General features: G+C 55.2%; 21 protein-coding genes. 15 read left to right on the top strand and 6 right to left on the bottom strand.

What is annotated here, in order from left to right; translation table 11 throughout:
- Positions 1–3: 3 nt before the first annotated feature.
- A complete protein-coding gene (gene exbD / locus ACXAGA_RS12550; protein ID WP_475117817.1) occupies positions 4–459 on the top strand; it encodes a TonB system transport protein ExbD in 456 nt (151 codons plus the stop codon).
- Entirely contained in the window at positions 456–1313 is an 858-nt protein-coding gene (locus ACXAGA_RS12545) for a TonB family protein (RefSeq protein ID WP_475117816.1), read from the top strand. The genes exbD and ACXAGA_RS12545 overlap by 4 nt, the downstream gene beginning before the upstream one ends.
- Here ACXAGA_RS12545 and ACXAGA_RS12540 read toward each other — a convergent pair.
- The 4 genes from ACXAGA_RS12540 to ACXAGA_RS12525 form a co-directional block, all read right to left on the bottom strand.
- A complete protein-coding gene (locus tag ACXAGA_RS12540; RefSeq protein WP_475117815.1) occupies positions 1297–2370 on the bottom strand; it encodes an alpha-hydroxy acid oxidase in 1074 nt (357 codons plus the stop codon). The genes ACXAGA_RS12545 and ACXAGA_RS12540 overlap by 17 nt on opposite strands.
- A gap of 104 nt (positions 2371–2474) precedes the next feature.
- On the bottom strand, positions 2475–3716 hold the full coding sequence (gene arsJ / locus ACXAGA_RS12535; protein WP_475117833.1) for an organoarsenical effux MFS transporter ArsJ: 1242 nt from the start codon (positions 3714–3716) through the stop codon (positions 2475–2477).
- Positions 3717–3733: 17 nt separating this feature from the next.
- Positions 3734–4732, bottom strand: a complete 999-nt coding sequence (locus ACXAGA_RS12530) for an ArsJ-associated glyceraldehyde-3-phosphate dehydrogenase (protein ID WP_475117814.1) — start codon at positions 4730–4732, stop codon at positions 3734–3736.
- Positions 4729–5562 carry an arsenate reductase/protein-tyrosine-phosphatase family protein gene (locus tag ACXAGA_RS12525; RefSeq protein WP_475117813.1) on the bottom strand — a complete coding sequence of 278 codons (834 nt, stop codon included), beginning with the start codon at positions 5560–5562 and terminating at the stop codon, positions 4729–4731. The genes ACXAGA_RS12530 and ACXAGA_RS12525 overlap by 4 nt, the downstream gene beginning before the upstream one ends.
- A gap of 342 nt (positions 5563–5904) precedes the next feature.
- On the opposite strand from ACXAGA_RS12525, the gene ACXAGA_RS12520 reads away from it, so the two are divergent.
- From ACXAGA_RS12520 to ACXAGA_RS12500, 5 genes are all read left to right on the top strand, one after another.
- On the top strand, positions 5905–7482 hold the full coding sequence (locus tag ACXAGA_RS12520) for an ABC transporter substrate-binding protein (protein ID WP_475117812.1): 1578 nt from the start codon (positions 5905–5907) through the stop codon (positions 7480–7482).
- A gap of 83 nt (positions 7483–7565) precedes the next feature.
- Entirely contained in the window at positions 7566–8546 is a 981-nt protein-coding gene (locus ACXAGA_RS12515; RefSeq protein ID WP_475117811.1) for an ABC transporter permease, read from the top strand.
- A 1-nt stretch (position 8547) separates the two neighbouring features.
- On the top strand, positions 8548–9486 hold the full coding sequence (locus tag ACXAGA_RS12510) for an ABC transporter permease (protein WP_475117810.1): 939 nt from the start codon (positions 8548–8550) through the stop codon (positions 9484–9486).
- Positions 9483–10475, top strand: a complete 993-nt coding sequence (locus tag ACXAGA_RS12505) for an ABC transporter ATP-binding protein (protein ID WP_475117809.1) — start codon at positions 9483–9485, stop codon at positions 10473–10475. Before ACXAGA_RS12510 ends, ACXAGA_RS12505 begins: the two co-directional genes overlap by 4 nt.
- Positions 10472–11437: an ABC transporter ATP-binding protein gene (locus tag ACXAGA_RS12500; protein ID WP_475117808.1), complete on the top strand. Its 966-nt coding sequence runs from the start codon at positions 10472–10474 to the stop codon at positions 11435–11437. The genes ACXAGA_RS12505 and ACXAGA_RS12500 overlap by 4 nt, the downstream gene beginning before the upstream one ends.
- 23 nt (positions 11438–11460) lie before the next feature.
- Here ACXAGA_RS12500 and ACXAGA_RS12495 read toward each other — a convergent pair whose 3' ends face one another.
- Positions 11461–12567, bottom strand: coding sequence for a Gfo/Idh/MocA family protein (locus tag ACXAGA_RS12495; protein WP_475117807.1), 1107 nt, complete (start codon positions 12565–12567; stop codon positions 11461–11463).
- 9 nt (positions 12568–12576) lie between these two features.
- Entirely contained in the window at positions 12577–13299 is a 723-nt protein-coding gene (locus tag ACXAGA_RS12490; RefSeq protein ID WP_475117832.1) for a GntR family transcriptional regulator, read from the bottom strand.
- A 124-nt stretch (positions 13300–13423) separates the two neighbouring features.
- Between ACXAGA_RS12490 and ACXAGA_RS12485 the strand changes: the two genes are divergently transcribed.
- The 8 genes from ACXAGA_RS12485 (at position 13424) to ACXAGA_RS12450 (ending at position 21890) form a co-directional block, all read left to right on the top strand.
- Positions 13424–14578 (top strand): LLM class flavin-dependent oxidoreductase, encoded by a 1155-nt coding sequence (locus tag ACXAGA_RS12485; protein ID WP_475117806.1) that lies wholly within the window; start codon positions 13424–13426, stop codon positions 14576–14578.
- A gap of 2 nt (positions 14579–14580) precedes the next feature.
- Positions 14581–15471, top strand: a complete 891-nt coding sequence (locus ACXAGA_RS12480) for an aldo/keto reductase (protein WP_475117831.1) — start codon at positions 14581–14583, stop codon at positions 15469–15471.
- Between the two features lies 1 nt (position 15472).
- A complete protein-coding gene (locus ACXAGA_RS12475; RefSeq protein ID WP_475117805.1) occupies positions 15473–15985 on the top strand; it encodes a flavin reductase family protein in 513 nt (170 codons plus the stop codon).
- 83 nt (positions 15986–16068) lie between these two features.
- Entirely contained in the window at positions 16069–17328 is a 1260-nt protein-coding gene (locus ACXAGA_RS12470) for an ABC transporter substrate-binding protein (protein ID WP_475117804.1), read from the top strand.
- A 17-nt stretch (positions 17329–17345) separates the two neighbouring features.
- Positions 17346–18410 (top strand): carbohydrate ABC transporter permease, encoded by a 1065-nt coding sequence (locus ACXAGA_RS12465; RefSeq protein ID WP_475117803.1) that lies wholly within the window; start codon positions 17346–17348, stop codon positions 18408–18410.
- Positions 18407–19843, top strand: a complete 1437-nt coding sequence (locus tag ACXAGA_RS12460) for a carbohydrate ABC transporter permease (protein ID WP_475117802.1) — start codon at positions 18407–18409, stop codon at positions 19841–19843. Before ACXAGA_RS12465 ends, ACXAGA_RS12460 begins: the two co-directional genes overlap by 4 nt.
- Positions 19843–20907 (top strand): ABC transporter ATP-binding protein, encoded by a 1065-nt coding sequence (locus ACXAGA_RS12455; RefSeq protein ID WP_475117801.1) that lies wholly within the window; start codon positions 19843–19845, stop codon positions 20905–20907. The genes ACXAGA_RS12460 and ACXAGA_RS12455 overlap by 1 nt, the downstream gene beginning before the upstream one ends.
- Positions 20898–21890, top strand: coding sequence for a YeiH family protein (locus tag ACXAGA_RS12450; RefSeq protein WP_475117800.1), 993 nt, complete (start codon positions 20898–20900; stop codon positions 21888–21890). Before ACXAGA_RS12455 ends, ACXAGA_RS12450 begins: the two co-directional genes overlap by 10 nt.
- Positions 21891–22104: the final 214 nt, after the last annotated feature.

Here is a 22104-nt window from a genome sequence, read left to right as displayed (position 1 = left end):
ACGATGGGTGCAAAAATTGGTGGGGATACCGATGATCTGGCCGAAAACGCCGATATCAACATCACCCCGTTCATCGATGTCATGTTGGTGTTGCTGATCATTTTCATGGTCGCAGCGCCATTATCGACGGTCGACATTCCAGTCGAATTGCCCGTGGCTGTGGCAGATGCCCCCGAACGGCCCAGCGAACCTGTTTTCATCACGATCGAAGAAGACCTGTCGCTGTCCGTCGGCGAATATCCCGCGACGCTGGATACCCTGACCCAAGAGGTCGACATGGCCGCGATGCTCAATCGGGAACAGCGCATCTATATTCGGGCGGATAAATCGGTGCCTTATGGTGAATTCATTAACGTCATGAACAAACTGCGCGCCGAAGGCTACTTGCGTGTTGGATTGGTCGGACTGGACGAAGCCGTCATGGAAGGTGAACAACCCGCGACCGAGGTAGATCAATGAGTTTGATGTATCGCGGCGGTTTGGCGGCACTGCCGATCGTCATCGGGACCTGCGCGTTATCGGCTGTGGCCCATGTCGGACTGCCGATGATGTTTCTTCAGTCCGAAGAGGTGCAGCCTCAGGATCTCCTACCCGAAGAAACGGGTATTCAGGGCGCGATCATGTTTGACCTGTCAGACATCATTGCGGCCCCATCTGATGGGGCGATGGATGCGATTGCCCAACAGGCGGCCGAAGATATCGCAACAGTAACAGAATCCCCCGAAGTCGTCGAAGTCGCGCAAGCGGCGGATGAACCTATTCTGAACCAGACGCCGTATGAAGTGGACGACGATAGCCTGAAATTCGGCGTTGCCGCGCCCGAACCTGCCCAAGATACCACAGATCGTGCCACCGATGTTGCGCAGGAATACGACGAAGAAAAGGTCGATCAGGAAACGCAGGTTGGATCGACCGCCGCCGAAGAATCGCAGGCGTCTGTTTCCGGTGTGGATGCCGAAGCGCAGGCAGATACCGCGCAGGCATCCAGCGAAGGTTTGACCGCTGAACAGTTGGCGGAAATTTCGCAATGGCAGCAGGACATTGTTTTGACCATTGCCAAGGCGAAATCCTATCCTGAAACTGCCCGCAAAAATGGCACCGAAGGCGAAGTGATCGTAACCTTCACCGTGGACCGATATGGCGCAATCGTAGCGCGGGATGTGTCGGACTCGTCGGGCTCTGCTGCGTTGGATGATGCCGCAATTGCCATTTTCGACGGATTGGAAAAACTGCCGACGCCGCCAAATCATCTGGCGGGGGATGAATTCACGCTTTCGATCCCGATCAACTACACGATCAAACGATCGGGCTAAGGTTTCGGATATCGCTAATGGATGCGCACCCTGACAGCGCCATGGCGATATCCATTTCATCCTTTAGCAATCGCAAAACATGGCTGGCGCCTTGTGCGCCGCTGTGGGCCATTCCGTGCAAAACGGGGCGCCCGACCAATACCGCATCCGCGCCCATCGCGATGGCGCGCACAATATCGATACCGCGACGGATGCCGCTGTCGAAAAACACGGGCACACGTCCTGCGACCTGTCGGGCAACGTCTGGCAGCGCCGAAATCGCCGAAGGCCCGCCATCGAAAACGCGGCCACCGTGATTAGATACAATAATCGCGGTGGCTCCGGCCTGAATGGCCATCTCAGCGTCCTGAGGGTGTAAGATGCCTTTGAAAATGACAGGTACTGGCATCTTTTTGCAGAATTCTGTCATTGTATCCCAGCGCGGCAGGATATGTGCCAGTCGGTCAAAGATCGGCGACTGATCCGGTTCCAACGGCGCGAAGCTGGGTTCAGGGATGCCGATTTCGTTCACAGACTGGATGTTGGGCGGCAACTGAAACCCTGTTTCAATTTGAGCATCGCGCACGCCATTTAAAGGCGCGTCCAAAGTGACAACCAAAGCGTCAAATCCCGCGTCTATCGCGCGGTTCGCCAATGCGGTCGTGGCATCGCCTTTCCAATACAGCTGGAACCAGCGGCAGTTTTCACCTGCTTGTCGGACCTGCTGCATGGGCTGCGCTGATTGTGCGCTTAGGATCATTCCGCACCCTTGCGCTGTGGCAGCCGCTGCCGCGCCCATTTCGCCATCGGGGTGCAATAATGGCAACGACGCCATTGGTGCGACAAAGATGGGGTGGCTGTATTCGCGACCCAGAATTTTTGCCTTGGCACTGCCGGATCGTAGATCGCGCAGAACGCGGGGGGCTAGGCGAATTTTGGATAGGTCCGCCAGGTTCGCGTCAGCTGTCGACCCTGCGCCTGCATGGCCAAAGAAATAGGCCCCAATGTCTGCGCCAACACTGTTGATTGCAGCCCGTTCATAGGCAGGCAAAGTTGGCAGGAACTGATTGATCAACATCGGAAATTTTGCCTTGTGCAGTTTGGCGAAATGTATCGCGCAGAGCCGTTATTTACAATGTTTCGACCTGTTTTCTGGGGCTTTAGATGCTTACCTCGCGGCATTCACTCTGTGATCGGATCATGGACCGACAGGCGGCCCGAGGTGAGGGCCGCCAAAAGAACCATGACTGCGGCTGTTGCCATGACCAAAGTCAGTCCGCCAATTTGATAGGTAAGCCCCGACAACAGTGTGCCGATCAGGCGCCCACCCGCGTTGGCCATGTAGTAAAATCCAACGTCCATCGTCACGCGTTCTGATTTTGAAAATGCCAGAATGAGGTAGGAATGCAGCGACGAATTCACTGCGAAGATTGCGCCAAACACCAGCAATCCCAAAACCAGCGTTACCGTAAGCCACAATTGCGGGGCAGGGGATAGGGCGACGGCGATTGTCAGCGCAGATGGTACAAACAACAGAGCAAATGCCCACCCGCGTGCCGCCCGGATCAGCTCGGATTCTGGACGAGAGGCGGCCCGCAAGATTTTGGGCGCGGCTGCCTGTACAATTCCGTACAGAATGATCCAAACCGCCATAAAGGTGCCGATCATAAAGAAAGTTGCGCGGTTGCCTGCCTCGGATCCATCTGACAGGGCAGCGTAGAAATAGATCGGTATTCCGACGACGAACCACACGTCACGCGCGCCAAACAGGAAAACGCGCGCCGCGGACAACCAATTTACATTGGCTGATTTTGAAAAAACGTCGGAAAATTTGGTGCCCTTTTTACCCTTTGGCAGGCCAGATGGCATGTACAGCACGACAGCGACCAGTATTGCCGCCAGCGTAATGGCCATAGCGATAACCGCTCCGTCAAATCCCAGGGTTGCAAGTAGTGCGGCGCCAATCAAAAAACCGAACCCTTTGACCGCGTTCTTTGACCCAGTCAGGACTGCAACCCAGCGAAACAGCCCGCCATCAGTTGTCGGAGCCAAAAGCTTGACCGCTGATTTCGACGACATTTTTGCCAGATCTTTGGCGACGCCAGACAATCCCTGAACACACATGACAAATGCAACCGACGCCGCAATGGTCCAGTTGGGGTCCAACTGCGACAGCGCGACCAGGGCAATGACTTGGATTCCAAGGCCCGCATATAATGTTGATGTCAGGCCAAATCGCTGCGCGATCCAGCCAGCGGTTAGGTTGGTCACCATCCCCGCGATTTCGTACAAAATGAACAGATATGCCAATTGTACCGCGCTAAAGCCCAGCGTGTGAAAATGCAGCAAAACCAGCATCCGCAACGCGCCATCGGTCAGCATGAACGCCCAATAGGCGGCTGTAACAGCGATGTATGCGGACATGCCTTTGGGTTGGGTGGTCACAGCGATGCCCCTACCATTTGTGCCACATCGACCAAACGATGAGCGTAGCCCCATTCGTTATCGTACCACGCATAGACCTTTAGCTGGGTGCCATTGATGACCATGGTTGATGGAGCGTCGATGATCGATGAACGTGCATCGTTGGTGTAGTCTGTCGAAACCAAAGGCCGCGTTTCGTAGCCTAGGATACCCTTTAGCGTGCCATTGGCGGCGGTTTCGAATGCGGCGTTTACCTCTTCGACTGTGACGGGGCGATCCAATTCGAAAACGCAGTCGGTTAGGGACGCGTTTAGCAGCGGCACGCGCACAGCGTGGCCATTCAGGCGGCCCTTTAGGTCTGGGTAAATCAATGTGATTGCTGTTGCCGATCCCGTCGTCGTCGGGATGAGCGAATTCAGCGCAGAGCGGGCGCGCCGCAAATCTTTGGCCGGGCGATCTACGATGGTTTGGGTGTTTGTCACGTCGTGGATCGTGGTGATCGACCCGTGTTTGATCCCAAAGGTTTCGTGAACAACCTTTACGACTGGAGCAATGCAATTGGTCGTACAGGATGCGGCGGTGACGATATGGTGCGTGGCCGGATCATAGATATCATGGTTGACGCCATACACGATGTTGGCTGCGTTCCCGTCTTTGACGGGGGCAGAAACAACGACCTTTTTCACACCTGCATCGAAATAAGGGGCAATCGCGGCTTCGGTTTTGAAAACGCCCGTGCAGTCGATCACAACATCGACACCATCCAGCGGCAGATCGGCGATTGTTTTCGTACCGACAAACGGCAGCCGTGTTCCATTGATCGTGACGCTGTCCGCATCATGCGTAAATTCAGCGTCCCAACGACCATGAACCGTATCGAATTCCAACAGATGGGCATGCATTTCGGGGTCGCCGACCGCGTCGTTGATCCACGCGATATTGGCACCGCTTTCGATCAGGGGTTTTAGGGCCAGTTTGCCGATGCGTCCCAGTCCGTTCAGAGCGTAGGTGGTCATGTCAGTGCCTCTTGGCTGATGCGGCCGATATCGTCGACGTGATTTTGGATCGCGACGCGGCCAAGGTTTTCAAGGTTAAGTGCTGTAAATTGGTCAATGCGATGGTGGATCGCATCATATGTTTTCTGAAACGCCAGCATGATGTCGGCATCGGTTCCAGTCGTGTTGACAGGGTCGGGTAGGCCCCAATGGCCAGTGATAGGCGGGCCGTTCCAATTGGGACATTCTTCGTTTGCTGCGTCATCGCAGACGGTAAAGACAAAATCGAATTGAGCCGCGTCAGCGGCGGAGTAGTCACGAATATTTTTGGATTTTAACCCACTGATATCGTGCCCTTTTGCGCGCAGGACTTGTAGCGCAAATCGGTTGATCTGTGATCGGGGTCGTGTTCCTGCCGAATAGACACGGAACCGATCCCCAGCAGAATGTCTCAGGATCGATTCAGCAAAAATCGACCGCGCGGAATTTCCAACGCAAACAAACAATACATTGAATTTCCGCTGATTAACTGTATCCGTTTCTGCGGCGAATGGCAGGCAGATATCTGGACGGCCGCGGCAACAATCGCTGAACAGAAAGCCAAATAGGTGTTGCACAGTCGTCATGTTTATCGCGTACAGCAGCGACGTACCCGCCCGCTGTTTGTCCACCAATTTTGCCTGCATCAGCGCGGATAGATACGTAGACGTTGTGCTGGGTTTAATTTCCAACGCTGTGGCAATTTCCCCCGCTGGAACATGGTCAGGATACCGCCGCATCAGCAATCGAAAGATCGCTAATCGTTGCGGATGACCTAAAATGGTCAGCTGGTTGGGGTACTCTTTTTCCATAATTCATGAAATAATGAAATATGGACTGAATGACAAATGAAGGTTTTATGACAGACCTGCACTATGGGCTGCAGGTCAGCAGGCAGATGGCGTGCTGTGTGACTGTATACGTTCGGGGCAATAGACGTGAAATCTGCGTTTTGATTCCGGTTGTGTCGCGTTGTTTTGAACGCGGCGGCACGTCTTTGACATTGTTTCCGCAACGTTAGTTGTCAGATAATATTCATATTTTATCCATCTGATAAATTTTTTCCGCGACATGTCTTGACCGAATGGTCACATTTTTTTCAGGGTGTTGCTATCGATGCGGGCGCTAGACCCGCCGACAACCGGGAGAAATTTATGAAAAAGACGATTTTGCTAACAGCCGCGCTGTTGGCGTCTACGGCGCTATCGGCATCTGCTGAAACGTTGCGTTGGGCGCGGGCAGGTGACAGTCTGACCTTGGACCCACATGCCCAAAACGAAGGTCCGACGCACACTTTGGCGCATCAGATTTACGAACCTTTGATTATTCGCGACATGACGGGCGCATTTCAGGCCGCTCTGGCGACCGATTGGGCCCCGAAAGAGGGCGACCCGAATGTGTGGGTTTTCAACCTGCGTCAGGGCGTGACCTACCATGACGGCGCGGATTTCACCGCCGAAGACGTGGTGTTTTCGATCAACCGCGCAAAGACCGAAGATTCCGACATGAAAGAGCTGCTGACATCGATCGTCGATGTTGTTGCGGTGGATGATCACACTGTCGAAATCGTCACGGATGGCCCGAACCCAATTCTGCCATCGAACCTGACCAATCTGTTCATGATGGACAAAACCTGGGCCGAGGCGAACAATACGGTCGAGGTGCAGGACGTCGAAGGCGGCGAAATGACCTTTGCCACCACCAACACAAACGGCACCGGCCCGTATAAATTGGTCAGCCGCGAACCCGATGTGCGCACGGTATTGGCCGCGAACGATGCCTATTGGGGCATTGGTGAATTCCCGCTAGAAGTGACCGAAATCGTCTATACCCCGATCCAGAACGCAGCGACCCGTGTTGCGGCGCTATTGTCGGGCGAGGTTGATTTCATTCAGGACGTTCCTGTTCAGGATCTGGGACGGGTTGCGGATACCGATGGACTGGTGGTCAAAACTGCGCCGCAAAACCGCGTGATTTTCTTTGGCCTGAACATGGGGTCGGCGGACATTGCGAACGATGATGTCGACGGCGCAAACCCATTGGCCGATGTGCGTGTACGTCAGGCGATGTCCATGGCGATTAACCGCGATGCAATCCAACAGGTTGTTATGCGCGGCCAGAGCCAGCCGGCGGGCATGATTGCGCCGCCCTTTGTGAACGGCTGGACCGCCGAAATGGACGAATCGACCCAAACCGATATCGAAGCGGCCAAAGCATTGATGGCGGATGCCGGATATGGCGATGGTTTTTCGATCCAACTGGATTGCCCGAACGATCGCTACATCAATGACGAAGCCATCTGTCAGGCGACCGTAGGTATGTTGGCGCAGATTGGCGTCACCGTAAATCTGGATGCAAAACCCAAAGCGCAGCATTTCCCGCTGATCACCAACGATCAGACCGATTTCTACATGCTGGGCTGGGGCGTTCCGACCTACGATTCCGAATACATCTTTAACTTCCTGGTTCACACCCGCGGCGAAGAGCGCGGTTCGTGGAACGGAACTGGGTATTCGAACGCCGATGTAGATGCGATGATCCAATCGCTGGCGTCGGAAACGGATCTGGACGTGCGCAATGCCACCATTCAATCCATCTGGGACGAAGTGCAGGCCGAAACCATGTACATTCCGATTCACCACCAGGTGCTGAACTGGGGTATGACAGATGCCGTTGGTATCGAAGTTAGCCCAGAGGACGATCCAAAGTTCAAATTCTTTAGCATGAACTGATCACGCGGGCAGAACTCTGCCCTAGCTAACACGCCGCGCGGGCCTGACTTGCGCGGCGTTCGCTACAAATAACGGGGCCAAAAATGCTGGCTTATATGATCCGACGGGTTTTTCAGTCGGTTATCGTTCTATTGGTTGTTGGGTTGGTTGCGTTTTCGATGTTCCGATTTGTTGGCGATCCGGTCGATAACATGTTGGGGCAGGAACGCACGCAGGCGGATATCGAACGACTGCGCGAACAACTGGGTTTGGACGAAAACTTTATCGTGCAGTACTGGCGGTTTCTGGAACAAGCCGTTCAGGGGAATTTCGGGCTCAGCTATCGCCAAGGCCGCCCTGTCGCGGATATTCTGGTGGAACGCCTGCCCGCAACGCTAGAGCTGGCGTTTGTGTCAGGTTTGATCGCGCTGGTTGGTGGTATCGCCTTGGGTATTTTCACGGCAATTCGAAAACGCGGGTTTGCGGCGAACCTGATCATGACGGGGTCGTTGATCGGTGTATCCTTGCCCACATTTTTGATCGGTATCGTGCTGATCTACGTCTTTTCCGTCGAACTGGGCTGGCTGCCGAGCTTTGGCCGTGGCGAAGTCACCGATCTGGGGTGGTGGTCGACGGGATTCCTAACCGTCAGCGGCCTAAAGGCGCTGATCCTGCCCGCGATCACGTTGGGTTTGTATCAAATGACGCTGATCATGCGCCTTGTCCGAACGGAAATGTTAGAAGTGCTGCGCATGGATTATATCCGATTTGCCCGCGCGCGCGGCATTCGTCAGCGGTCGATCCATTTTCGGCACGCGCTGAAAAATACGCTGGTGCCCGTGATCACGATCACTGGTTTGCAGCTGGGGTCGATCATCGCCTTTGCGATTATCACCGAAACGGTTTTCCAGTGGCCCGGCGTTGGGCTGTTGTTCATCAACGCCGTTCAGTTCGTCGATATTCCAGTGATGGCCGCATATCTGATGATGATTTCTGTGATGTTCGTCGGGATCAATCTGATCGTTGATATGCTGTATTTTGCTATCGATCCGCGCCTGCGCGTCGATCGAAAAGGAGGGCATTAACATGTCCGATATCTCAACAAAACCGCCATCGCGATTGCGGTCCATCTGGGACAGCGATCTGGCGTATTCGTTCCGTAGGTCGCCAGTTGCGATGCTGTCGGCGCTGGTTGTTTTGGTGCTGGTGCTATGCGCGGTTTTCGCGCCGTTCCTTGCGCCGCATGACCCATTCAATCCTGCGACCTTGAACCTAATGAACGGTTTCACACCGCCGAACACGAATAACGCGTTTACGGGCGATTACTTTGTCTTAGGGACGGATGATCAGGGCCGCGATGTTTTGTCCACGATCCTGTACGGCATGCGCATTTCGCTGTTCGTGGGGTTTGCTGCCGTCCTGCTGGCCATGATCTTGGGCGTGTTTCTGGGCCTACTGGCCGGATACGCGGGCGGCTGGACGGATACGGTGATCATGCGTGTTGCCGATGTTCAGCTGACATTTCCTGCGATCCTAGTTGCGATGCTGATTTTCGGGATCGCAAAGGGCGTCACTCCGCCTGAATACCGCGATCAGATGGCGATTTGGGTGCTGGTCCTTGCGATTGGCCTATCGGACTGGGTGCAATTTGCGCGCGTGGTGCGCGGGGCGACTCTGGTCGAAAAGAACAAAGAATACGTGCAAGCCGCCAAATTGATCGGGCGTTCGCCGCTGGCGATCATGATCAAACATATCCTGCCCAACGTGCTGAACCCCGTGCTGGTCATCGCGACGATATCGCTGGCGCTGGCCATCATCGCCGAAGCAACGCTGTCGTTCCTAGGCGTCGGCGCGCCCCCGACGAAACCATCGCTTGGGACGCTTATCCGCATCGGCCAAGAGTTTATGTTCTCGGGCGAATGGTGGATTTTGTTTTTTCCTGCTGCGACGCTTCTGGCGTTGGCTTTGTCGATCAACCTGCTGGGCGACTGGCTGCGTGATGCATTGAACCCGAGGCTGAGATGACACAAAAACCCGTTTTATCCGTTCGCGATCTGGTCGTTGAAATCCCGACGCGGCGTGGCATTTTGCGTCCTGTCGACCGCGTTAGCTATGACATCCATTCGGGCGAAATTTTGGGTGTTGTCGGTGAATCTGGCGCGGGTAAATCGATGACAGGCAACGCTGTCATTGGTTTGTTGGACAGGCCTGCGCGGATCACGTCGGGCGAAATTCTGTTGTCGGGCGAACCGATCCACCAGCTGTCGGGCGAACGGCTGCGTCGATTGCGCGGCAAACGTATGGGCATGATTTTTCAGGATCCATTGACGTCTTTGAACCCGTTGCTGACGGTCGGCGATCAGTTGACCGAAACGATCCAAGAGCATTTGGGCCTGTCCCACGCTGATGCGCGTAAACGCGCGATTTCCGCATTGGAAGAGGTCGGAATTCCCGCCGCCAGCCAACGAATTGATAGTTATCCGCATGAATTTTCTGGCGGTATGCGTCAGCGGGTTGTGATCGCGCTAGCGCTATGTGCAGAACCGGAATTGATCATCGCGGATGAACCAACAACCGCGCTGGACGTGTCTGTTCAGGCGCAAATCATTGCATTGTTGAAACGGCTGTGCCGCGAACGGGGCGTTGCGGTTATGTTGGTGACCCACGATATGGGCGTCATCGCCGAAGCTGCCGACCGCGTGGCCGTTATGTACGCGGGCCGTCTGGCAGAACTGGGGCCCGTGCGCGATGTGGTAACCTCGCCCAGCCATCCCTATACGGCAGGTCTGATGGCGTCGACGCCGCTGGCCAGTGTCGGCCAGAAACGGTTGCGTCAAATCCCGGGGTCAATGCCGCGATTAGGGTCTTTGCCTGCTGGTTGTGCATTTCATCCGCGCTGTGATCGGGCCACTGATCAATGCAAATCAGGTGATAGTCCCACGATTTCATCCAGCGGCGGACGCGCTGCCTGTATCCACCCTTTGCCAACCGCAAAGACCGAGGTCACCCAATGAACAAGATCATTGATGTTTCCAATCTGAACCGCATTTTTGACGTCTCTAAACCGTGGCTGAACCGCGTGATTGAACGCAAAGAAAAGGCCTATTTGGCGGCTGTCAGTGATGTCAGTTTCGGCATCGAAGAAAACAGTGTCTATGCATTGGTCGGCGAAAGCGGATCAGGCAAATCCACCATCGGGAAAATGATTGTCGGGCTGCTACCGCCCAGCAGCGGCAGCGTAGAAATAAACGGCGTCGATTTGATGCGGGAAACGGACAAGACCAAAATCGAAGGCGTCCGGTCTGACATCCAGATGATTTTTCAGGATCCTTACGCATCGCTGAACCCCCGTTGGAAGGTGCGAAATATTATCGCGGAACCTGTCGCTGCCCGTGGTGGGGAAACGCGGGGTTTGGCGGAAAAACTGTTAGAGCAGGTCGGGCTATCGGCAGCGGATGCGGATAGGTTCCCACATGAATTTTCAGGGGGCCAACGGCAGCGGATTTGTATCGCGCGGGCTTTGGCATCAGGGCCGAAAATTATCGTTTGCGACGAACCAACTTCGGCTTTGGATGTGTCTGTACAGGCTCAAGTTCTTAACTTGATGTCGGATTTGCGTGACGAACTGGGGCTGACCTATCTGTTCATCAGTCACGATCTAACCGTTGTCCAACATATGGCGGACAAAATCGGGGTTCTGTATCTAGGCCGATTGGTCGAAGAAGCACCGCGCGAAACCCTGTTCGCCAGCCCCAAACATCCATACACGCAAATGTTGTTCGATGCCGCACCGCGCATGGACGGATTTGGCCGCGAAATTCCGCCGCCTCAGGGTGAAATTCCCGATGCGATCAACCCGCCCTCGGGCTGTGCATTCCACCCGCGGTGCCCGATTGCATCCGATGTGTGTCGGCGCGAAATTCCCGCTTTGCGCAATGTCGCGGGTGCGCGTGTTGCCTGTCATTTAGCTGAATGACAGGCAGCATCAGGCTATTTAGGTTACGTCAGTTCTGACATGGAAACGGTGCGTTTTTCCGCGATCGACATCTGCGCTGCCATTCCCATCAGGACTGCCATTTTGCCGTCGTGAATAGATACATCGGGTGCGGATCGCTGTCCGCGTACCAATTCCAGAAACTTTTGATGCTGGTAAAAGGTTGAACCATTGTGATCGCCGGCCTCTAACAAGGTTGGGTCCACAGGGATTTCGCGTAGTTCGGGGCCCTTGGGATCGCGCGGGCTGACGATCAATTGGGGAACGGGTGGTTCGCCCAAATGTTCGGGCCAGAAACGACTAGGGCCGGGAACCAGTGCTTCGACTTTGCCTGATGGACCAACGGCAGCAATTTCTTCTTGATACCGTGAGCCTTCTGCGAACATGCATAGTTCCAGCATCGCGCGGGTGCCGTTGTCGAAATCTACGATGACATAGCCGTTGTCCAGAATATCGGGCGTTTCGCCGTCATAGGTTTCATCCAAATGGTTTGCGTCCTGTCCGCCAGATGCCATGACGCGCAGCGGTTCCGCCCCAATCGCTAGACGCATCAGATCAAAGAAATGGCAGCATTTTTCAACAAAGGTGCCGCCCGTGTAGCGGTTGAACCTGTTCCAATCGCCGACCTTTTCCAAAAACGGGAAACGGTGTTCGCGGATGGTCAGCATTTTGATCCCGCCGGTCGCGGTTTGTGCGCAGTCCAGCATCGCGGCGACAGGCGGCATATAGCGGTATTCCATCGCGACCCAGACAGGCGCGGGATAGGTTTCGATGAATGCATTCAGCGCCGCCAACTGCGCGGGATCGGTAAAAAGCGGTTTTTCAACCAAGATCGGCACAGGCAGTTTGGCTGCGATTTCTTGCAACTGTTCAAAGTGGCGAAAATTGGGGCTGGCGATCAGGATGCAGTCTAAATCCGCATGGCTCAGCAGCGCGTCGATGCTGTCTACGAAAACGGCTGATGGCGCGAATTTCGCGGCCTTTACCTGCATGTCTGCATCAGGTTCAAAAATGACTGACACATTCGTATCGGGCAACAAAGCGATGTTGCGCAGGTGTTCCTGACCCATCATGCCGCAGCCGATGATGCCGTAGTGAGTGATGTTTGACATGTTGCCTCCCTATTTTAGGCGCTGCACGTAGCGCGCCGTTGTGTGGTCAAACCAAGTGCGCGAAAATTCGACCGTTCCGATCTGTTCGGAATGGCTGAACCTTTCGATGAATCCTGTGGGGGTTTCGGCGGGCAGGGGGAAACCCTGCGGCGCCCAGTCGGGCACAGTGCCGACGCCTACATAATCTTCGGCGCGGGAAATCCAGAATCCCAGCTGCATTTTGTAATAGCGGTACAGCGAATCGGACAGCTTTGCTGGGTCGATCTTGCCTGCGGAACCGTCTAGCCAGATCTCCTCTAATGCGATGGGAACGCGATTGAGATACCTCAGCCGCCGTACCCGAGTGGCCCGGTCGGACGTGCCAAATTCAGGTAGATCAGGGTCTTTGATCATGTCGCCGACGCTGATGGTTTTGGCGGTCGGCAATCCGCCACCAGAACGCAGTTCTAGGCGAAACATTGAATAGATACTGTCGACGGCGGTGCCGGACCGTACATAGTTTCCCGACCCCTGAATGCGTTCAATCAGGCCTTTTTCTTCTAATATATCCAATGCTTTGCGCAATGTGCGGACCGTCGTGAAATGTTGTTTTGCCAGTTCCCGTTCAGGGGGCAGGCGCGTGCCGTCGATCAGCTGGCCAGACGCGATTTCGCGGATCAGGACTTCGCTGATTTGGACATAAATCGGGAGCGCCGTGGTCGCCGCGCTTTTTTCGTAGATGGGCTGTGTCATGCGGGTTAAGAAAAAATTGATACACCATTGATCCAGATCAAAGACACGGGTTACGCTGTGAAAAGTCAAGCGGTTTCTGAGGAGGCGCCGCGACGCCAAAACGCCAAAGCAGGAGGAGTTGGTCATGGGAGTAGTTCCCGTCACATCCCACGATCTGGATGCCGTCGAAGTATCGTGGTTCGCCGCGCTTTGTTCCGACGATTACCAATTCCTAGGCGTGCCCGATGGTTCGTTGCGTTCGTCTTGGGATCACTGTTCCCAGATCGTCAAAACCGCCGAGGCGCAGGGGTTTCGCAATATTTTATGCCCGTCGTCCTATCAGGTGGGGCAGGACACGCTGAGTTTTGTGGCGGGCTGTGCGCCGATCACTGAAACCATCAACATGCTGGCCGCTGTACGTTGCGGGGAAATGCAGCCCATCATGCTGGCCCGCACGATCGCGACGCTGGATCACATGCTGCAGGGGCGGTTGACGGTCAACATCATCTCGTCCGATTTTCCGGGCGAAGTCGCCGAAAGCAGCTATCGGTATCAACGGTCGCGCGAAGTCGTGGAAATCCTGAAACAAGCGTGGACCAAGGATGAAATTAACCATGCCGGGCAGGTCTATAATTTCAGCGACCTGACCACCGATCCCGTACGTCCGTATCAGACGGGCGGCCCGTTGCTGTATTTTGGCGGCTATTCGCCTGATGCGCTGGAACTATGCGGCCAGCATTGCGACGTCTATCTGATGTGGCCTGAGAAAATGGACGAACTTGCAGGCCGAATGAAGGCCGTCAACGCAGTTGCCGAACGCTATAATCGCACCCTAGATTATGGCCTGCGCGTGCATGTCATCGTGCGCGATACCGAAGCCGAGGCAAAAGAATACGCCGAATATATCGTGTCCAAACTGGATGACGGGCAGGGCGATGCGATCCGCAACCGCGCCCAAGACGCCAAATCACTGGGCGTCAGTCATCAGGCCAAAAACCGCGAAATCGCCGATGATCATGGGTATATCGAACCGAACCTATGGACAGGCGTTGGCCGCGCGCGGTCGGGTTGCGGCGCGGCAATTGTCGGATCGACGGATCAGGTGTTGTCAAAGCTGGAAGAATACAAAAAAATGGGGATACGGGCCTTTATCCTGTCAGGTTATCCCCATCTGGACGAGGCCGAACACTTTGGCAGCCGCGTATTGCCGCAAATAAAAACTTGTTCGTTGCCGCACGCCTATGGCCGTGTGCCAGCATCACTACCTAATACACCCCTAGGAATTGGAGAACGCCGCTAATGATGTCGCGCGTATCTATCGCCCCTGATTTGACCTTTAGCCGCTTGATTTACGGGATGTGGCGGTTGGCTGATGACGCCGATACCAGCCCCGCCCATGTCGAGGCAAAGATTAACGCCTGTTTGGATCAGGGCATCACAACATTCGACCAAGCCGACATTTATGGTGGTTACACCGCCGAGGACGTGCTGGGCGCAGCATTGTCTGCGAACCCGTCCCTTCGGGATAAGATCGAGATCGTGACCAAATGCGACATCGTCGCGCCCGTCGGGCGTTATGCCGATGCGCCCGTTAAATACTATGACACGTCACGCGACCACATCCTGAAATCTGTCGAACTGTCCCTACAGGCGATGAATATCGATCATATTGATCTGCTGCTGATTCACCGTCCAGATCCGTTGATGGATCACAATGAAACGGGCCGCGCGTTGGATGACATCGTCGCCAGCGGCAAGGTACGTGCCGTTGGTGTGTCCAATTTCCGCCCTTGGGATTGGAACCTGCTGCAATCGGCGATGAACACGCCGTTGGTCACTAATCAGATCGAAGTATCCTTGTCCGCGACTGCGCCGTTCACCAATGGTGACATCGCATTCCATCAACAGCACGGGCAGCCGATTATGGCGTGGTCGCCGCTGGGTGGTGGCGCGTTGATGACAGGGCAGGGGCAGTTGGCCGACCGCATGGATACGATCGCGGCGCAATTCGGCGTGGACCGCGCCGCCGTCGCGATTGCGTTTTTGCTGCGCCATCCGGCAAATATTTTGCCCGTGCTGGGTACAAATAACCTGTCGCGTATCGCATCGATATCGGACGCGCTAAAGGTGGAATTGGATCGCCCGACGTGGTTCGGCCTGTATGAATCCGCCTTGGGCCAAGAGGTCCCATAACATGTTGCAGTTAGCCGAACCCATGCACAGCTTTGTGCCCGATACGACCAACCACCGCAGTCTACGCGATGCGTTTGGGCAGTTCGCGACGGGTGTGACTATTGTGACGGCTGGATCTGCGGATGGACCCGTTGCGATCACGGCGAATAGTTTTAGTTCCGTGTCGTTAGATCCGCCGCTGGTTCTGTGGGCGCCGCAAAAATCGTCGCGCAGGTTCCCGTATTTCGTGGGCGCTGACCATTTTGCAATCCATATTCTGTCGGCCGATCAAAAGGATTTATGCTGGTCCGTTGCCAAAGACATGGATGCGCTGGACCACGTTGAATTCACCGAAAACGAACACGGTGTGCCGCTGTTGGACGGGTGCCTTGCGCGGTTTGAATGCGCACGCCACGCCGTTCATGACGGAGGCGACCACGACATCATCATAGGCCGCGTTTTGCGCGCATCCGTGCGCGACGATGGCGATCCTTTGGCTTTTTACCAAGGCAAAATGACACGGATCACGCAGTAAAGCCCAAAGGAGGGGGCGCGTATCCGTAGAAAAAACCGGCGCGGGCTGGAAATGGCCCGAACCATCATAAACGGGAGGAAACAATGAACAAATTTACGATGACGACCGCAATGGCGATCGCGTTGGTTGCTGGTGCGGCTTCAGCAGATGAAATCGATTTCCTGTGCTATCAGGATGCAACCGAATGTGACGTGATTGCGGAGATGCTACCGGCTTTTACCGCTGAAACGGGTCACACGGTTAATCTGGAAACCGTTGGCTATGACGTGATCCGCGATCAGCTGGAAAACCAGTTGCAAACGGATGCCGCCCCTGATGTGGCGCGCGTGACCAATTTGGGCGGCTTGAACCAGTACTATCTGGATCTTGCGCCTTATGTGGATGGCGCCACGTGGGAAACGGCCTATGGCGCGACGCTGCCATGGTTCCGCGCACCGGGTGGTGACGATCAGGGCATTTACGGCTGGATGACCCAGCTGACCGTGACTGGCCCGTTTGTGAACGTGTCGCTGTTTGACGACGCCGGCGTCGATATGCCAGGCGAAGGCGCGACCTGGGATGACTGGGCCGCCGCGCTGATGGAAGTTAAAGAAAACACAGGCATCACCGCAGGTCTGGCGATGGACCGCACCGCGCACCGCTGGGCAGGCCCTGCGTTCAGCTATGGCGCGAAATTCTTTGACGATGCTGGCAACCCTATCTTGGTCGATGACGGGTTCCGCAAATACGCCGAAGTCTTTGTTGGCTGGCACGAAAGCGGCCTAATGCCCGCCGAAGGTTGGCCAGCAGGCGAAGGCACCCAATACCGTAACGCGGCCCCATTGTTCCAGTCGGGCGATGTTGCAATGCACATGTCGGGATCGTGGATGATCAATAGCTACGCTGACAACATCACCGATTTCGATTGGAAAGCCGTTCCAGCCCCATGTGGCGACGGCGGATGTGGCGCAATGCCAGGCGGTGCGGCGGTGGTCGCGTTTGAATCGACCGACGCGCCAGAGGCGGCAGCGATGTTCATCGATTTCCTAGCTCGCGAGGAAAACGCTGCATCCTTTGCTGCGCAGACCAAAAACATCACTGCGCATCAGGGCCTACAAGAATCCGGTATTGATTACGCGGATGTGTCCCCTGCTGTTGCCGCAGCATTGTCGGTCTTTGCGGCGAATGCTGGCGTCGCAGCGAAAACCACGCCGCAGGCCTACACGTTCCAAGGCTACTCGAAAAACTTTGTGATATATGGTGTTGTGCCTGACTACATCACCAAAGCGATCACTGGTGAAATGTCGTTGGACGATGCTTTGGCTGCTATTGACGCGGATGTTGCCGCAAAAATCGCAGAATAAACGGCGGAGGCATTCGTATGACTGAGGCGCTCCACGCCGCATTTGCGGGTGCCCCTTGGCCGCTATATCTGTTGGTCTATTTGATAATCGGTTGGGCGCTAGTGCGCCCGACCGGCCCCGTGTGGGATCGGTTCGTCAGCGTTGTTGGCTGGCCGATTGAATTGACCCAACGGTTGGCGGGCGCAACAGGTCTGCCATATCTATTCCTGCTGCCCAACATGTTGATTTTCGGCGCTTTTACCTTTGCGCCGATGTTCATCAACCTTGGGTTTTCGGTGACCGAAGGCCAATCCATCCTGTTTTCTGATCGGGACTGGGCGGGGTTGGATAACCTACGCCGCCTTTTGGCGGAAACGCAGATCGATACAGGTGCGCCGAACCTAGAGGATGATAAATTCCTATCGGCTGTCTACAGCACGGCAACGTTCGTGGTGTTTCAGGTGCCGATCATGATTGTGATCGCGCTGGTGTCTGCGCTGGCGTTGAACCGCCAAATAGTCGCGCGCGGGTTCTGGCGGGCGGTGTTTTTCTATCCCGTTATGCTGTCGCCTGTTGTGGTCGGGTTCCTATGGTCGCTGATCCTGAAACGTCAGGGCGTATTGTCCCAAACGTTGACCGGCTGGGGCTGGATTGATGAACCCATTCAATGGCTGACTGACCCTAGCTGGACAATGTTCTGGTCCGTGTTCGTCTACACTTGGGCGCATCTGGGGTTTTATATGTTGATCCTGCTGGCGGGCCTACAGGCCATACCCCGTGACGTGTACGAGGCCGCCGAAATGGACGGAACACCTGCGTGGCGACAACTGACACGGATCACGATACCGCTGCTGGCGCCGACGTTGCTGGTGGTCACTGTCCTGTCCCTGATCAAAGCGTTCCAAGCATTCGAAGAGCTATACGCCATGTCGGTGCGCTGGACGTCCCTAGTTGCCTATATCTTTGAAACCTCGGGCCTGCGGGGGCAACCCACGGCGAACGGACTGGGCATCGCGGCGATGGCGTCGTTGCTGGTCGCGATCGTGTTGATCTTCCTGTCGCTGATGCAGGTTTACCTTTCTTCGAAATCGAGCAAAACATGAACGCAGTCACCACTTTTCTAACGCGCAAAGCGGGCGGTCAGCGGGCGAATTGGCTGGATTATCTGACCTATGCCTATCTGCTGTCGGGCGTTTTGCTGATCCTTTTGCCTGTCGCGTGGCTGGCGCTGAATTCGCTGAAATCGTCGTCGCAGTTGGAAAAACAGGATCTATCGCTGCTGCCGTCGTCATTTGAAAACGTGGCGCGGGCAACAGTCGCGTTTCCGGATGGAAACCAGATCTTCTTTATCCCTGATCTGCCGCAGTGGGTTTTGTATTGGAACGATCTAAGCGACGCCGAAAAGGCGCAGCAGGATGTCGCCGCGTTTTTGGATGGCTATTCGGGGCGTGATCTATACGCGCTGCGGTCCCATTTGAACCAAGTTCCGCAGATGGTGCGCGATATGATTGCGGCTGAAAATCTGCCTGAATGGCTGCTGCGCTATCCGTCCATGTCAACCAGCGCCAAATCAGAATTCGACCTGACGGCAATTCTGGTTGAATTAGACTCTGAGCAGGTCCGGTTGTTGTCGGAATACCTGAACCTTGACCCTTATGAACCTGCGCGCGTGTCGCTGCAAATTCTGGTGAAGGCCCCTGACCCTGAAACGGGCGAACAAACCGAATTCGGCATTTCGAATTTCAAAGCGACCCGCGATTTCACCCCCGCGCGTTACGTCGATAACCGGACCGACGAAGTCGTTCGATTGAACACCGCAGATGTGACCATGCGTCGGGTGTTCGACCCCAGCTGGGAAAACTTTACCGACCCGATCACGGGCCAAGCGTTCGGCGTGAACGTGAACTTTGCCACCTGTTTCACGAACTCTGTTTTGGTGACCGTGATCGCGACTGTGTTGACACTGCTTGTCAATTCGATGGCGGCCTTTGCGCTGGCTAAATACAAATTTCGCGGTCAAATCGCGTTCTTTGTCGTCATTTTGGCAACGCTGATGGTGCCGCCCACGATCACCTTGGTCGGCGTGTTCAAAGCGGTTTATGCAACGGGGCTATCGGGTTCGATTTGGGGCGTCATCATTCCAGGCGCTGCGACACCCACGGGCGTTTTCCTACTGCGCCAATACATGCTGTCGATCCCTGATGAATTGATCGAAGCCGCCCGCATGGACGCCGCCAGCGAATGGAAAGTGTACTGGCGGATTGTTCTACCGCTTGCCCTTCCTGCGATTGCGGCTTTGGCGATCCTGTCGGTGATCTGGCGTTGGAACGATTTGATCCTACCGCTGGTCGCCATCGCCACCACGAAAGAGGCGTACACCATCCAATTATGCCTGCTTGAATTCCGCGGCGAACACCTAAGCCAAGAACACTATCGCCTAGCCATGACCATGGTCAGCCTTGTGCCGTCGACTTTGGTTTTCGTGTTCCTGCAAAAATACATCACGACTGGCATCGCCAACACGGGGTTGAAATAATGACCAATCTTGTTCTTTCGAACGTTGTTAAAAACTATGGCTCGGTCGAGGTGATCCACGGCATCGACATGGAAATCGCCTCGGGTGAATTCTGTGTGTTTGTTGGGCCTTCGGGGTGCGGAAAATCGACCTTGCTGCGGATGATTTCGGGTCTGGAATCCATCACTGACGGCGAAGTCCGCATCGACGGCGACGTGGTAAATCATGTGCCTGCCGCGCAGCGCGGGCTGGCCATGGTGTTTCAATCCTACGCGCTATACCCGCATATGTCGGTGCGCAAAAATCTAAGCTTTGGGCTGGAAAATCTGAACACGCCAAAGGCCGAAATCGCCAGCCGTGTTTCTGATGCCGCGCGGATGCTGCAGATCGAAGACTATCTGGATCGTCGCCCTGGTCAATTGTCTGGCGGCCAACGTCAACGGGTCGCGATTGGCCGTGCGGTTGTGCGCGAACCAAAGGTGTTTTTGTTCGATGAACCGCTGTCCAATCTGGATGCGGAATTGCGCGTAAACATGCGCCGCGAAATCGCCAATCTGCACCGTCGTTTGGGCAATACGATGATCTACGTCACCCATGATCAGGTCGAAGCGATGACAATGGCCGATAAAATCGCGGTTCTACGCGCGGGGCGTGTGGAACAATTCGGCACGCCTTTGGATCTGTTCAATCGCCCTGTGAACAGGTTCGTCGCGGGGTTCATCGGATCGCCTGCGATGAATTTTGTTGATGCTCACATAACGGATGGTCGTGCGGTTTTGAATGACGGATCGGCGTTGAACATTGGGCCCGCACGGCAGGGCATTCAAAACGGCGATCAGGTTGAATTGGGCGTCCGCCCCCGTGATCTGGGGATTGATGAGGCGGGCCCCATGGCGGCCACAGTGACCGAGGTCGAACAGCTGGGATCAGAAAGCTACGTGTTTGGCGAACTGCAGAATGGCAGCGTCGTGACCGTCCACCAGTCGGGGCAGACAAGCGTGAAAATCGGTGAAACAATTCGTTTGTCGGCAGAGCCTATGTCTTTGTATCTATTCCGCAAAGACAACGGATTGGCATGCTACTAATCACCGAAAAATTGCGCGCAATCGGGCCGGGTTTGTTGATGGCAGGGCTGGTCGCGATGGCGGCGCAGTTCCTGTCCGATCACTACGGCGCGCCGGCGATGCTTATGGCGATTTTGCTGGGAATCCCGTTTCAGTTCCTATCGACCGAACCGCGAACATCGGCGGGGATACAATTCGCGTCCCGTATGGTTTTGCGAATTGGCGTTGCGCTGCTCGGCGTCCGCGTGAGCATTGATTTGTTCGCCAACATCGGACCGGCCTTTGTCGCCGTCATTGCGGTGTCCGTGGTCGCGACCATATTGGCGGGCATTCTATCATCTTCGATGTTCGGGCGTGATCGGGCCTTTGGGTTTTTGGCGGGCGGCGCTGTGGCGATATGTGGGGCGTCGGCCGCGCTGGCGATCGCCGCGTTCCTGCCCAAACACGACAAAAGCGAAACCGACCTGACCTTTGTTGTGGTGACGGTGACTGTGGCGTCAACGATAGCCATGATCCTGTATCCCATTTTGGCGACCGCAATGGGGATGGACGTTAATCAGGCGGGCATCTTTTTGGGCGGCACAATCCACGATGTGGCCCAAGTCGTTGGTGCAGGGTTTTCCATGTCTGATGCAACGGGCGATGTGGCGACCTTGGTCAAATTGTTTCGGGTCACAATGCTGGCGCCTGTCGTTTTCGTTGGGGCGTTGTTTTTTCGAAATGCAACGCAGCATGGCGCGCGTCCGCCGTTTGTCCCGGGTTTTGTAATCGTATTTTTCGCTTTGGTGTTGCTGAATTCATTTCACCTTATCCCATCGGTCGTCAGCGACGGTCTGGGCCAGATTTCTCGGGCCTGTTTGTTAACCGCGGTGGCGGCGGTGGGCATGAAAACGTCCATTCAGGAATTGCGACAGGTCGGGGGCACGTCGGTCGCGATGATCGGAGCCCTGACGGCATTTTTGGCGATGTTGGTTGTTGCGGGCATTTTCCTGTTTTCGGCGTAGCGGATTCTGGTCCGAACAATCTCCACATTCATCATACAACCTAGCTGGAATCGGGATTAATGTAGTAATAAATTCCGAATTAAATTCGCTCTTAACGAACCTTCGAACATGAATAATCATGATATTACAGGAGTATAGTGGGTAATTTGGCGTTCTTGTAATATCACTTGACGATTGGTGTGATAATTTGTCATACAACTTTCCATGGGCGTGA

This window comes from Marivivens sp. ABH4_498 (assembly GCF_056160585.1).
Note: the sequence above shows the minus strand (reverse complement) of the source record. Positions and strands in the feature narration are given on the sequence as shown.

Bases quoted from the DNA above. Each gene is read 5' to 3' on its own strand.
- exbD (WP_475117817.1), top strand. From the start codon at position 4: ATGGGTGCAAAAATTGGTGGGGATACCGATGATCTGGCCGAAAACGCC.
- ACXAGA_RS12545 (WP_475117816.1), top strand. From the start codon at position 456: ATGAGTTTGATGTATCGCGGCGGTTTGGCGGCACTGCCGATCGTCATC.
- ACXAGA_RS12540 (WP_475117815.1), bottom strand. From the start codon at position 2,370: ATGTTGATCAATCAGTTCCTGCCAACTTTGCCTGCCTATGAACGGGCT.
- arsJ (WP_475117833.1), bottom strand. From the start codon at position 3,716: ATGTCCGCATACATCGCTGTTACAGCCGCCTATTGGGCGTTCATGCTG.
- ACXAGA_RS12530 (WP_475117814.1), bottom strand. From the start codon at position 4,732: ATGACCACCTACGCTCTGAACGGACTGGGACGCATCGGCAAACTGGCC.
- ACXAGA_RS12525 (WP_475117813.1), bottom strand. From the start codon at position 5,562: ATGGAAAAAGAGTACCCCAACCAGCTGACCATTTTAGGTCATCCGCAA.
- ACXAGA_RS12520 (WP_475117812.1), top strand. From the start codon at position 5,905: ATGAAAAAGACGATTTTGCTAACAGCCGCGCTGTTGGCGTCTACGGCG.
- ACXAGA_RS12515 (WP_475117811.1), top strand. From the start codon at position 7,566: ATGCTGGCTTATATGATCCGACGGGTTTTTCAGTCGGTTATCGTTCTA.
- ACXAGA_RS12510 (WP_475117810.1), top strand. From the start codon at position 8,548: ATGTCCGATATCTCAACAAAACCGCCATCGCGATTGCGGTCCATCTGG.
- ACXAGA_RS12505 (WP_475117809.1), top strand. From the start codon at position 9,483: ATGACACAAAAACCCGTTTTATCCGTTCGCGATCTGGTCGTTGAAATC.
- ACXAGA_RS12500 (WP_475117808.1), top strand. From the start codon at position 10,472: ATGAACAAGATCATTGATGTTTCCAATCTGAACCGCATTTTTGACGTC.
- ACXAGA_RS12495 (WP_475117807.1), bottom strand. From the start codon at position 12,567: ATGTCAAACATCACTCACTACGGCATCATCGGCTGCGGCATGATGGGT.
- ACXAGA_RS12490 (WP_475117832.1), bottom strand. From the start codon at position 13,299: ATGACACAGCCCATCTACGAAAAAAGCGCGGCGACCACGGCGCTCCCG.
- ACXAGA_RS12485 (WP_475117806.1), top strand. From the start codon at position 13,424: ATGGGAGTAGTTCCCGTCACATCCCACGATCTGGATGCCGTCGAAGTA.
- ACXAGA_RS12480 (WP_475117831.1), top strand. From the start codon at position 14,581: ATGTCGCGCGTATCTATCGCCCCTGATTTGACCTTTAGCCGCTTGATT.
- ACXAGA_RS12475 (WP_475117805.1), top strand. From the start codon at position 15,473: ATGTTGCAGTTAGCCGAACCCATGCACAGCTTTGTGCCCGATACGACC.
- ACXAGA_RS12470 (WP_475117804.1), top strand. From the start codon at position 16,069: ATGAACAAATTTACGATGACGACCGCAATGGCGATCGCGTTGGTTGCT.
- ACXAGA_RS12465 (WP_475117803.1), top strand. From the start codon at position 17,346: ATGACTGAGGCGCTCCACGCCGCATTTGCGGGTGCCCCTTGGCCGCTA.
- ACXAGA_RS12460 (WP_475117802.1), top strand. From the start codon at position 18,407: ATGAACGCAGTCACCACTTTTCTAACGCGCAAAGCGGGCGGTCAGCGG.
- ACXAGA_RS12455 (WP_475117801.1), top strand. From the start codon at position 19,843: ATGACCAATCTTGTTCTTTCGAACGTTGTTAAAAACTATGGCTCGGTC.
- ACXAGA_RS12450 (WP_475117800.1), top strand. From the start codon at position 20,898: ATGCTACTAATCACCGAAAAATTGCGCGCAATCGGGCCGGGTTTGTTG.